The sequence below is a fragment of the Collinsella aerofaciens genome, from assembly GCF_019131995.1.
Classification (GTDB): domain Bacteria; phylum Actinomycetota; class Coriobacteriia; order Coriobacteriales; family Coriobacteriaceae; genus Collinsella; species Collinsella aerofaciens_S.
This window is the reverse complement of sequence record NZ_JAHONA010000027.1, coordinates 19,082-30,494: the sequence shown is the minus strand read 5'-3', so window position 1 is coordinate 30,494 and position 11,413 is coordinate 19,082. Positions and strand designations below refer to the sequence as shown.

15 protein-coding genes and 1 pseudogene are annotated in these 11,413 nt (G+C 59.2%); 15 read left to right on the top strand and 1 reads right to left on the bottom strand.

Annotated elements, in window-relative coordinates; translation table 11 throughout:
• Positions 1-457 precede the first annotated feature (457 nt).
• The 15 genes and pseudogenes from rplC (at position 458) to KSY82_RS08300 (ending at position 10,305) form a co-directional block, all read left to right on the top strand.
• The gene (rplC, locus tag KSY82_RS08370; protein WP_035137484.1) at positions 458-1,078 is read left to right on the top strand and encodes a 50S ribosomal protein L3; all 621 of its coding nucleotides are present in this window, start codon (positions 458-460) and stop codon (positions 1,076-1,078) included.
• Positions 1,079-1,124: 46 nt separating this feature from the next.
• Positions 1,125-1,751, top strand: a complete 627-nt coding sequence (rplD, locus tag KSY82_RS08365) for a 50S ribosomal protein L4 (RefSeq protein WP_006235032.1) — start codon at positions 1,125-1,127, stop codon at positions 1,749-1,751.
• Complete coding sequence (rplW, locus tag KSY82_RS08360) at positions 1,752-2,039, top strand: 50S ribosomal protein L23 (protein ID WP_022094197.1); 288 nt, start codon at positions 1,752-1,754, stop codon at positions 2,037-2,039.
• Between the two features lie 179 nt (positions 2,040-2,218).
• Positions 2,219-3,049, top strand: a complete 831-nt coding sequence (gene rplB / locus KSY82_RS08355; protein WP_055250219.1) for a 50S ribosomal protein L2 — start codon at positions 2,219-2,221, stop codon at positions 3,047-3,049.
• Between the two features lie 32 nt (positions 3,050-3,081).
• Complete coding sequence (gene rpsS / locus KSY82_RS08350; protein WP_006235035.1) at positions 3,082-3,342, top strand: 30S ribosomal protein S19; 261 nt, start codon at positions 3,082-3,084, stop codon at positions 3,340-3,342.
• Positions 3,343-3,356: 14 nt separating this feature from the next.
• A complete protein-coding gene (rplV, locus tag KSY82_RS08345) occupies positions 3,357-3,728 on the top strand; it encodes a 50S ribosomal protein L22 (protein WP_006235036.1) in 372 nt (123 codons plus the stop codon).
• Positions 3,729-3,734: 6 nt separating this feature from the next.
• Complete coding sequence (gene rpsC, locus KSY82_RS08340; RefSeq protein WP_006235037.1) at positions 3,735-4,445, top strand: 30S ribosomal protein S3; 711 nt, start codon at positions 3,735-3,737, stop codon at positions 4,443-4,445.
• Positions 4,445-4,861: pseudogene (gene rplP, locus KSY82_RS08335) on the top strand (50S ribosomal protein L16); the annotation flags it as partial. The gene rpsC and the pseudogene rplP, both read left to right, overlap by 1 nt.
• Before the next feature lie 86 nt (positions 4,862-4,947).
• Positions 4,948-5,163, top strand: a complete 216-nt coding sequence (gene rpmC, locus KSY82_RS08330) for a 50S ribosomal protein L29 (protein WP_006235039.1) — start codon at positions 4,948-4,950, stop codon at positions 5,161-5,163.
• A 16-nt stretch (positions 5,164-5,179) separates the two neighbouring features.
• Complete coding sequence (rpsQ, locus tag KSY82_RS08325) at positions 5,180-5,440, top strand: 30S ribosomal protein S17 (protein ID WP_006235040.1); 261 nt, start codon at positions 5,180-5,182, stop codon at positions 5,438-5,440.
• Positions 5,441-5,558: 118 nt separating this feature from the next.
• Entirely contained in the window at positions 5,559-5,927 is a 369-nt protein-coding gene (rplN, locus tag KSY82_RS08320) for a 50S ribosomal protein L14 (protein ID WP_006235041.1), read from the top strand.
• Positions 5,928-5,940: 13 nt separating this feature from the next.
• Complete coding sequence (rplX, locus tag KSY82_RS08315) at positions 5,941-6,246, top strand: 50S ribosomal protein L24 (protein WP_006235043.1); 306 nt, start codon at positions 5,941-5,943, stop codon at positions 6,244-6,246.
• A 483-nt stretch (positions 6,247-6,729) separates the two neighbouring features.
• Positions 6,730-7,809, top strand: coding sequence for a Gfo/Idh/MocA family protein (locus KSY82_RS08310; RefSeq protein ID WP_217750893.1), 1,080 nt, complete (start codon positions 6,730-6,732; stop codon positions 7,807-7,809).
• A 3-nt stretch (positions 7,810-7,812) separates the two neighbouring features.
• On the top strand, positions 7,813-8,559 hold the full coding sequence (locus KSY82_RS08305) for a DeoR/GlpR family DNA-binding transcription regulator (protein ID WP_217750892.1): 747 nt from the start codon (positions 7,813-7,815) through the stop codon (positions 8,557-8,559).
• A 255-nt stretch (positions 8,560-8,814) separates the two neighbouring features.
• Positions 8,815-10,305 (top strand): PTS fructose transporter subunit IIC, encoded by a 1,491-nt coding sequence (locus KSY82_RS08300; protein ID WP_217750891.1) that lies wholly within the window; start codon positions 8,815-8,817, stop codon positions 10,303-10,305.
• Positions 10,306-10,748: 443 nt separating this feature from the next.
• Here the strand turns inward: KSY82_RS08300 and KSY82_RS08295 are convergent, their stop codons facing one another.
• The gene (locus KSY82_RS08295) at positions 10,749-11,408 is read right to left on the bottom strand and encodes an RluA family pseudouridine synthase (RefSeq protein WP_368042052.1); all 660 of its coding nucleotides are present in this window, start codon (positions 11,406-11,408) and stop codon (positions 10,749-10,751) included.
• Positions 11,409-11,413 lie beyond the last annotated feature (5 nt).

Genomic DNA, 11,413 nt, shown 5'->3' with positions numbered 1-11,413 from the left:
CATCCTCTGGACCGTGTCCCGCTCGTGCCTCGTGAGCCTTCCGTAGGCCCTCGGGACCGCCCTCGCGGAGCCCCTATTCTTCTTTCCGGACATGCCGTCCTCCGATCTCCCGGGGCCGGCCGGTCCGGCCCTCAGGGTATCGGGTTCCCACATTCATCCGCACATGTGCGGATGAATGTGGGAAGTGTTCGGATGAAGTTGATAATCAAGGACCTGCGTAAACAATGTGAGTGAAATATGAATCTCGATGGATACGCCCGCAGCCGTGTATACTAAACAGCTGTGTGAAACCAGGGGAGTATTCTGGCTGGACAAAATGCCTGCTTAATAGGGTTGTCAGGTAGTCCAGACGTAATACAAGGCTGGGGAGCACGTCGTGTAAGTAGTGGTCCTCTAGGGGCGTACGCTCGGTGGTGTACGCATTGTCCCAAGACCACGCGAGAGTTGGGATCATATCTTGATCAGCATGATTCTCGGCCGCAAGATTGGCATGACCCAGGTTTGGGACGAGGACGACAACGTCGTTCCCGTCACGGTCATCCAGGCTGGCCCCTGCGCTGTCTCGCAGGTTAAAACTCAGGCAACCGACGGCTATGACGCCGTCCAGATCGGTTTCGGCGACATCAAGGCCAAGAACGTGAACAAGCCCATGGCTGGTCACTTCGCTAAGGCTGGCGTCGAGCCTGTCCGTTTCCTTCGTGAGGTCCGCGTCGAGAACGGCGAGGAGCACAAGGTCGGCGAGGTCGTCACCGTCGCTGATTTCGCTGATGTCGAGAAGGTCGACGTCATCGGTACCTCCAAGGGTAAGGGCTTCCAGGGTCGCATCAAGCGCTGGGGTCAGCGCCGCGGTCCTATGACGCATGGTTCTCACTTCCAGCGTCACCCCGGTTCTATCGGTCAGTGCGCCTATCCTGCGCGCGTCCTCAAGGGCGTCAAGATGGCCGGTCACATGGGTAACGAGCGCGTTACCGTCAAGAACCTTTCCGTTGTCCGCATCGATGCCGAGCAGAACCTCATCTTGGTCAAGGGCGCTGTCCCGGGTGCCAAGAATGGTCTCGTCGCCATCCGTATGGCCTAAGGGCCCAGCCCATTTAGCCCAGCGTCATACCAAGGAGAACACTTAAATGGCAAAGTTTGAAGTAAAGAACAGCGAGGGCAAGAAGGTCGCCGAGGCCGAGCTCGCCGCTGAGGTGTACGGCATCGAGCCGAACATCCACGTTATGCACCACATCGTCAAGTGCCAGATGGCCTCTTGGCGTCAGGGCACCCAGTCCGCTAAGGGTCGCTCTGAGGTTTCCGGTGGCGGCAAGAAGCCTTGGCGTCAGAAGGGCACCGGCCGTGCCCGCCAGGGTTCCATCCGTGCTGCCCAGTGGCGTCACGGTGGCGTTGTCTTCGCCCCCAAGCCCCGTTCCTACGCCAAGCGTATGAACAACAAGGAGGTCAAGCTGGCTATGCGCTCCGCGCTGTCCGCCAAGCTGGCCGATGGCGAGCTCGTGCTCGTCGACGACTACGGCTTCGAGAAGCCTTCCACCAAGGCTGCCGTCGCCATGCTCAAGGCTCTCGGCCTTGAGGGCAAGCGTCTGACCATCATCGTTCGCGATGAGGACGTCAACGCCTACCTGTCGTTCCGCAACATTCCCAAGACGTTCATCATCACCGCTGACGAGGCCAACACCTACGATCTCGTCAACAACAACGCTGTGCTGATGCCCGCCGACATCGCCGCTCACTTCGGGGAGGTGCTTGCATAAATGACCGCCCACGAGATCATCATCCGTCCGATCGTGTCCGAGCGTTCCTTCTCCGGCATGGAGCTGAACAAGTACACGTTCGAGGTCGCCAAGGATGCTAACAAGTATCAGATCAAGGACGCTGTCGAGGAGATCTTCGGCGTCAAGGTCGTTCGCGTGAACACCCTGACGGTCAAGCCCAAGACCAAGCGCGTGCGCTATGTCGCCGGCAAGACCCGTTCTTGGAAGAAGGCCATCGTCACGCTGGCCGAGGGCGACACCATCGAGGTCTTTGGCAACCAGGCCTAAGACTCGCTGCTGTTGAGTGAGCTCATGCCTCCCAAATAGGGGAGGCGGGAGCTCAAGGTTTTGGGCGTATAAAATGGACACGCCCGGAACCGTGTATACGTCCGGTGTCATCGCACCCGAGGCAGAACCTCGAATCCCTGTCTGCGATGGCTAACGGATTCCTATTGAAAGGGATTGTAATGGCTGTAAAGCACCTTAAGCCGACCTCCGCTGGTAGGCGTTGGCAGACGATCTCCGACTTCTCCGAGATCACCTGCACCAAGCCCGAGAAGTCTCTTCTCGAGCCCCTGCCCAAGAAGGCCGGTCGTAACAACAACGGCCGCATCACCACCCGCCACCAGGGCGGCGGCGTGAAGCGTCGTTATCGCGTGATCGACTTCAAGCGCAACAAGGACGGCGTGCCCGCCAAGGTTGCCACGATCGAGTACGATCCGAACCGTTCCGCTCGCATCGCTCTGCTGCACTACGCTGACGGTGAGAAGCGCTACATCCTGGCCCCCAAGGGTCTCGAGGTTGGTCAGACCATCATGTCCGGTTCTGACGCCGACATCAAGCCGGGCAACGCTCTGCCCCTCGCCGACATCCCCGTCGGTACGCTCATCCACGCCGTCGAGTTCCAGCCGGGCAAGGGCGCTGCTATCGCCCGTTCCGCCGGTAACTCCTGCCAGCTGATGGGTAAGGAGGGCAAGTACGCTATCGTCCGTATGCCTTCCTCCGAGATGCGCCGCATCCTCGTTACCTGCCGCGCCACCGTCGGTGAGGTCGGCAACGCCGATCACGCCAACATCGTCATCGGCAAGGCCGGCCGTAAGCGTCACATGAACGTGCGCCCGACCGTCCGCGGTACCGTCATGAACCCTGTCGACCACCCGCACGGCGGTGGCGAGGGCAAGAACCACACCTCTGGTCGTCCCTCCGTTACCCCCTGGGGTAAGCCGACGAAGGGCCTTCGTACGCGCAAGAAGAAGAAGGTCTCGAACCAGCACATCATTCGTCGCCGTAAGAAGTAATTTCGGATACCGAGTTTTAGGAGAAAGCACTTATGAGCAGAAGTCTCAAAAAGGGCCCGTTCGTGGAGACTCGCCTTCTCTCGCGTATCACCGCGATGAACGAGGCTGGCAAGAAGGACGTCGTGAAGACCTGGTCCCGCGCGTCCACCATCTTCCCCGAGATGGTTGGTCACACCATCGCCGTCCACGACGGCCGCAAGCATGTGCCCGTGTATGTTACCGAGTCCATGGTTGGTCACAAGCTCGGCGAGTTCGCGCCGACTCGTACGTTCCGTGGCCACAAGGCCAAATAGGGGGTTAACCGTAAATGGCAACTAAGTCTATTGAAACTGAGGCCACCGAGGTTCGCGCCGTCGCTAAGTACGTGCGTGTTTCCCCCAGCAAGGCCCGCCTGGTGGTCGATCTGATCCGCCGCAAGCCTGTCGCTCAGGCCTTCGACATCCTCCACTTCTGCGACCGCGCCGTCGCCGTGGATGTCGAGAAGGTTCTCCGTTCCGCCGTTGCGAACGCCGAGAACAACAACGGTCTGCGTGCCGACAACCTGGTTGTCGCCGCTGCCTATGTTGACGAGGGTCCGACGCTTAAGCGCATCCGTCCCCGCGCCAAGGGTTCCGCTTCTCGCATTCTGAAGCGTACTTCCCACATCACCGTCGTCGTTGCTCCTCGAAAGGAGGCGTAAAGCTGTATGGGTCAGAAAGTCTACCCCACCGGCTTCCGTCTTGGCATCACCGAGAACTGGCGCTCCCGCTGGTTCGCAGAGAAGGATTACGCTAAGACCCTCGGTAACGATCTCGAGATTCGTAAGTACCTCGAGAAGCGTCTTTCCCGCGCAGCTGTCTCCCGCGTCGAGATCGAGCGCGCTGGCGACAAGGTGAAGGTCATCATCCTCACTGCTCGCCCCGGCGTTGTCATCGGTAAGAAGGGCGCCGAGATCGATACCCTCCGTACCGAGCTCGAGAAGGTCGCTGGCGTCTCCAAGGGCCAGCTCTCCGTCGACGTTGTCGAGATCAAGCGCCCCGAGCTCGACGCCAACCTCGTTGCTCAGTCTATCGCCGAGCAGCTCGAGGGCCGCGTTGCCTTCCGTCGCGCTATGCGCAAGGCTGTCCAGTCCGCCCGCAAGGCCGGCGCTAAGGGCATCCGTATCCAGTGCTCCGGTCGTCTCGGCGGTGCCGAGATGGGCCGTCGTGAGTGGTACCGCGAGGGTCGCGTGCCTCTGCACACCCTTCGTGCCAAGATCGACTACGGCACGGCTGTCGCCAGCACCACCATGGGCGCTTGCGGCGTGAAGGTCTGGATCTACCTGGGCGAGAAGCTCCCGGGCCAGCCTGTTCCCAACCCTGCACTCGAGGGCTCTTCCCGTCCTCGTCGTCGTAACTCCGAGAGGAGGGGTCAGTAGTGCTTGCCCCTAAGCGTATTCTTCACCGCAAGGTGCAGCGTGGCTCCATGAAGGGCCAGGCCAAGGGTAATACCGAGCTGCATTTCGGCGAGTTTGGTATCCAGGCTCTCGAGGCCCATTGGATCACCAACCGTCAGATCGAGGCCGCTCGTATTGCCATGACCCGCTACATGAAGCGTGGCGGTCGTGTCTACATCACGATCTTCCCCGATAAGCCCATCACCAAGAAGCCTGCCGAGACTCGCATGGGTTCTGGTAAGGGTAACCCCGAGGAGTGGGTGGCCGTCGTCAAGCCCGGCCGCATCATGTTCGAGGTCAAGGGTGTTCCCGAGGAGGTCGCTCGCGAGGCTCTGCGTCTTGCGCAGCACAAGCTCCCCATCAAGACCAAGATTGTTGCTGCCAAGAACGCTGAGCAGCGCATCGAGAAGGAGATGGCTGAGGAGGCCGCTCTCGAGGCCAAGTGGGCTGCTGAGGACGCCGCCGCCGCCAAGGAGGAGAACTAATGAAGCCCGCAGAGATTCGTGAGCTCTCGGACGCTCAGCTCGTTGAGAAGCTGAAGGAAATGCGCGCCGAGCTCTTTAACCTTCGTTTCCAGATGGCCACCAGCCAGCTGGACAACACCGCTCGCGTCAACACCGTGAAGAAGGACATCGCTCGCGTCCTCACGGAGCAGCGCGCCCGCGAGATCGCAGCGGAGAAGTCCGCTGTCGCCGAGTAGGACCTAAGGAGAGAACATGACTGATTCGCGTAACTCGCGTAAGGTCCGTACGGGTGTCGTTACCTCCGTCTCCGGTGCCAAGACCATTGTTGTCACCATCACCGAGCGCAAGCGTCACCCCAAGTACGGCAAGATGATGACCAGCTCCAAGAAGCTGCACGCTCACGACGAGGAGTGCACGGCTGGCGTGGGCGATACCGTCCGCGTTATGGAGACCCGTCCTATGTCCAAGATGAAGCGTTGGCGCCTCATCGAGGTCGTCGAGCGCGCTAAATAAGCAGTCGCTCTTACGACTTGTACGTTTCCGAAGATGTGCGTATGCCTGGCTTGCATACCACGGGCCGTATAAAGGCTGCGCACCTCTCTTCGGTTCTTAGTTCGGAGGAACATCTACCATGATTCAGATGCAAACCATGCTGAACGTCGCCGACAACTCCGGCGCTCGCAAGATTCGCTGCATCAAGGTGCTTGGCGGTTCCAAGCGTCGTTATGCAGGCATCGGCGATGTGTTCATCGGTGCTGTCCAGGAGGCTACCCCTGGCGCCAACGTCAAGAAGAAGGACGTTGTCCGTTGCGTCGTCGTTCGCACCGTTAAGGAGATCCGCCGCAAGGATGGCTCCTACATTCGCTTTGATGAGAACGCCTGCGTTGTCATCAACAACGATGGTTCGCCCGTCGGCACCCGTATCTTCGGGCCCGTCGCTCGCGAGCTTCGTGACAAGAAGTACATGAAGATCGTCTCGCTCGCTCCCGAGACCCTGTAGTTAGGGGAGATATATGTATATCAAGAAGGGCGATAAGGTCCAGGTTCTCTCTGGTAAGGATCGCGGCAAGCAGGGCGTTGTCCTGCGTGCTCTCCCTGCAGAGAACAAGGTCGTTGTCGAGGGCGTTTCGGTCGTCAAGAAGGCCGTCAAGCCCAACGCTGCCAACCAGCAGGGCGGCATCGTTTCGCAGGAGGCTCCCATCGATGCCTCCAACGTCAATCTCGTTTGCCCCGAGTGCGGTAAGGTTACCCGCGTCGGTCACGAGAAGGACGGCAAGAACAAGCTGCGCGTCTGCAAGAAGTGCGGCCACAAGTTCTAAGCTGCCCGCAACATCAAGTTGCTAGCAAAGGCCCGGATGCCCCACGGCACCCGGGCCTTTTTCTATCCCTACTCATTGGGGACAGACTTAAATACTCATTGGGGACAGACTTACATGAGTGATTGTGCTCATTGGGGACAGACTTAAATGAGTAGTCCCGGCAGTTGGGGACAGTCCCCATGTGTCGGCAGTTTGGGACGGTCCATTGATGCCTGATGCCCCTAGAGGGGAAGAGTAAGACAGCCTGCTCTGCCTTTTTGGGCTTTGGTGTTCCGCTTCTTTATCCTTTACAAGGATCCTCGCATGCGCATTATCGCGCATAGCATTGCGTGTTAATGCGTATGACCGCGTAAAAATGTGCAAAATATGGCTAAATAATGACCGATAAACAAATAAACACGCAAATACAAGCAAATGCGCGCGCATTTGTGCGAATATAAGGCTGTTGGAAATGAAGAACTTCCGATGACTCAGGAGGCACATATGGCAGATTCCAAGCAGGCTCCACTCGACTCCGCGGCAGCCGCAAAAGCAGCGTTCGCTTCGGTCCAGGACAAGCCGTTCCCTAACGACATCTTTACGGCTCCCGAGCTCCGTTGGGCTGTGATCGGTTGCGGCGTTATTGCCAACCAGATGGCTCAGTCCCTTGCCCTTGCCGGCCGAAAGCTCGCGGGCGTTGCCAACCGCACGTTGTCCAAGGCTCAGGCTTTTGCAGAACAGTATGGCGTTGAGAAGGTCTATGACACGGTTGAGGATCTCTACGCCGATCCTGACATCGACGCCGTCTACATCACCACCCCGCACAACACGCATATCACCTATCTGCGTGCTGCGCTGGCCGCCGGCAAGCACGTGCTCTGCGAGAAGGCCATTACCCTCAATTCCGCCGAGCTTGACGAGGCCCGTGCCATCGCCGACGAGCACAACGTGGTTCTTATGGACGCTACCACGGTGCTCCACATGCCCTTGTATCAAGAGCTGCGCCGCCGCATGGATGCCGGCGAGTTTGGCCGCATGAACCTCGCTCAGCTCAACTTTGGTAGCTACAAGGAGTACGGCGACCTGACCAACCGTTTCTACAATCGCAACCTCGCCGGCGGTGCCATGCTCGATATTGGCGTATACGCCCTGTCCGTCATGCGCCTGTTTATGGCGAGCCAGCCCGTCGAGGTCGTGTCTCTGGGTAACACCTGCAAGACCGGCGTGGACGTTGCAGGCGGCATCGTCTGCCGTAATGCCGAACAGCAGCTGGGCGTGGTGAGCCTCACGCTCCACTCCAAGCAGCCCAAGCGTTCGGTCATTAGCTTCGACAAGTGCTATATCGAGGTCAACGAGTATCCGCGCGCCGACCATGCGACCATCGTGTGGACTGCGGACGGTCGCCGTGAGGAGGTCCACGCTGGCACCGAGGCTTATGCCCTGTGCTACGAGATGGCTGACCTCGAGCAGGCCGTCGCCGGCGACGATTCCAAGCGTGAGCTTCTGGATTATGCTTCTGATGTGATGGAGCTCATGACCAAGCTCCGCGCCGATTGGGGAGTCGTCTACCCCGAGGAGGAGTAAGCGATGCTTGCGGAAGATAGGCTCAATGCGATCGTGTCGATGGTGCAGCAGGCCGGCTCGGTTACCGTGCCGGAACTTGCCGAGGCCCTGGGCGTGACACCGTCCACCATTCGCCGTGACTTGCAAACGCTCGACCGCGCGCACCGTATCGCCAAGGTGCACGGAGGTGCGACGAGTCTGGAGCGCGCGCACGTGACGCGCGACTTGACGATCAGCGAACGCAGTGATCTCCATAACGATGACAAGGAGCGCATCTGTGCTCGTGCCGCGGCCCTGGTGGAGCCCGATAGCTTTGTGTATATCGATTCGGGCTCAACGACCCTCAAGCTCATCGAGCATCTTCCGCGTCTCGACGGCGTCACCTATGTGACCGATTCCGTGCTCCATGCTCAGCACCTTGCTTTGCGCGGCATGCGTACCGTGGTGCTGGGCGGCGAGCTCAAACCCGAGACCGAGGCGCTCGTTGGCCCCGATGCCTTGGCAACCCTGGACCGCTATAACTTCAACTGCGGCTTTTGGGGATCCAACGGCATCGCGGCCGAGCAAGGTCTCACCACACCGGATATCGAGGAAGCACAGGTCAAGCGTATCTCGATGCGCCATACCGCCAAACGCTTCGTAATCTCGGACGCCAGTAAATTTGGCATGGTGGCGCCCGTCAAGTTCGCGGACTTCCGCGACGCAACGATTATTACCGCAGGCGAGGTCCCCGCCAAGTACCAGTCGATAGACAACGTCATCACGGTCTAGCGACAGGGCGAAGTAAGGCCAAAACCACCACAAAGGTGCCTGTCCCCATTGTGGTGGTTCCGATGGCCCCGTCGGGCATGATTTCCCAGTACCCCTGTTTCCATACGACGTGATCATGCCCGCCGGGGCCATCGTATAGATATCGCTTAAAAGCGCCGTCACTTCGGCGCTATCAATCACTCAAACACAAGGTAATACGCAGGTTGTGACCCTTAGAAGGGGAGGGCTGGGCCTGCTTGTGCAAAAGGAGGAAACATGTCAGCTGCAAACGAGAAGGTTGGGGGCGGCACTTACGATGTCGTTGCCATCACGGCATGTCCAACGGGCATTGCTCACACATTTATGGCGGCCAAAGAGTTGGAAGACCAGGCAGCCAAGATGGGCGTGAGCATTAAGGTCGAGACTCAGGGTTCGGGCGGCGCTAAAAATGTACTGACCGCGGCAGACATCGCTGGTGCCAAGGGTGTCGTCATTGCGGCGGATAAAAATGTCGAGCTCGATCGCTTCGATGGCAAGTCGGTTTACTCCTGTGCGGTGACGCGTGGCATTAATGACGCCGAGGAACTTATCAATATTGCGCTTGCGGGCAATGCGCCTATTCATCATGTGTCCGGCGGCGCCGCGGTACAGGCGGCTGCCGAGGGCGAATCCGAGGGTTTGGGCCGCAGGGTCTATAAGGACCTGATGAACGGCGTTTCGCACATGCTCCCCTTTGTTGTTGGCGGCGGCATCCTCATGGCGCTTTCGTTCTTGCTGGACCAGGCGGGACTGGGCACGAGCGCATACGGCCACAGCACTCCGGTCGCGGCCTTCTTTAACCTTGCGGGCAACCAGGCGTTCAACTTTATGCTCCCCATCCTTGCGGGCTATATTGCCATGTCCATTGCTGACCGTCCGGGCTCGGCCGCGGGCTTTGTGGGTGGCTGGATTGCAAAGCAGGGCTTTACGTTGGGCTATCTCACCACGGCAATGGATGCCGATGCCCAGGCTCAGCTTGTCTCTGCTGGCTTTTTGGGCGCGCTGCTGGTCGGTTTTGCCGCCGGCATTATCGTCAATGCGCTCAAGAAGGCTGCAAGCGTGCTACCCGAGTCGCTCGACGGTATCAAGCCCATGCTCATCTACCCCGTGCTGGGCATTCTCTTTACGAGTCTCTTTATGATGGCCGTTAACCCGATTATGGGCGTTATCAACACCGCCATTAGCGGCGCGCTCAACGGTCTTTCGGGCACGAGTATCGTTCTTTTGGGCATTATCTGCGCCGGCATGCAGGCGACCGACATGGGTGGTCCCATCAACAAGGCCGCATATGTCTTTGGCACCGCGGCCCTTGCCGAGCAAACGCTGCAGGGCAATATGATCATGGCTGCCGTCATGGCGGGCGGTATGGTACCGCCGCTGGTCATCGCGCTCTCCACGACGTTCTTTAAGAACCGCTGGACCGAGGCCGATCGCAAGGCAGGCCTGGTGAACTACATCATGGGTCTGTCGTTTATCACCGAGGGTGCCATTCCCTTTGCCGCGGCCGATCCGCTTCGCGTGTTGCCCGCCTGCATCCTGGGATCTGCGACCGCCGGCGGTCTGTCGATGCTCTTTGGTTGCGCGAGCCCCGCTCCGCACGGTGGCGCCTGGGTTATCGCGGTCATCACGAACCCGGTGCAGTACCTGTTGGCCCTTGCTATCGGCGCTGTGGTCGGCTGCTTGGTTCTGAGCTTCCTTAAGAAGCCTCTCGACAAGGCTACCGAGTAGCGGGAGCGGAAGGGTCTTGCCAATGGAAAGGCGGCAACGTCCACCAGGGACGTTGCCGCCTTTTGCTGTTTGGGGATTTGTCTCGATCTGTAACAGGAAGAGAGGGATATGGGTTCCAGATGTTACAAGCTGAGATATTTTTCCTGTTGGTCCCATAACGTCTCAATCTGTAACAGGAAGGTCAAAATGCGGGCTCCAGATGTTACAGATCGAGATGATTTCTCCGGTGGGATCCGAATATCTCAATCTGTAACATCTTGGGCCGATTTTGCCGAGTTATTGTTACAGATTGAGATTTTTCCTTGAGAGGGATTCGAATGTCTCGATCTGTAACAGATAGACCGGAAAACGGGTTCTAACTGTTACAGATCGAGACGTTTTGGGACCGCGGCTGAGCCATCGCGGCAAAACCACCATAAAGGTGCCTGTCCCTTTGTGGTGGTTTAGGGCTCCCAGGGGCAGGGGGCTTCGATGTGGATGTGCTCGCCGGTTACGGGATGCGTGAAGGACACGCTGTGGGCGTGGAGCATCAGGCCGCAGGGGCGCGGCGTTCCGTACAGGTCGTCGCCAACCAGGGGGTGACGCTCGCTGGCCAGGTGCACGCGAATCTGATGCTTGCGGCCGGTGAGCAGCTCAACATCGATATACGAACGCGCGGGCAGGCCTCGGCGGCTCTTAAGGCGCTTGAGTACCTTGACGCGCGTCTGAGACGGCTTGCCGCTGGCGCCGACGCGCATCTTGCGGCTGTCGTGGCGGTCGCGGGCGATGGGCTTGTCGATGAGCTTTTCGTTCCAGTCGATCTTGCCCTCGGCGAGCGCCAGATAGTGCTTTTCGAATGCGTGGTCGATAATCATCTGGTCAAAAGCGGGCTGCGTCTGCTTGTCGAGCGAGAACAACACCACGCCGGTGGTGTCGCGGTCCAAGCGGTTGAGCGGTTGCATGTCGGTCGCGGCAAAGCCGTCGCCCATCGCCAGCAGCAGATCGCTGGCGTAGTCGGTAAGTGTGCGCTCGCCGGTGCCGTCACCGTGGACGATCATGCCGGCAGGCTTATCGATGGCCATGAGCCAGGCGTCGCAGTAGAGGACTTGAGGTTCTTCGTTCACGTGTA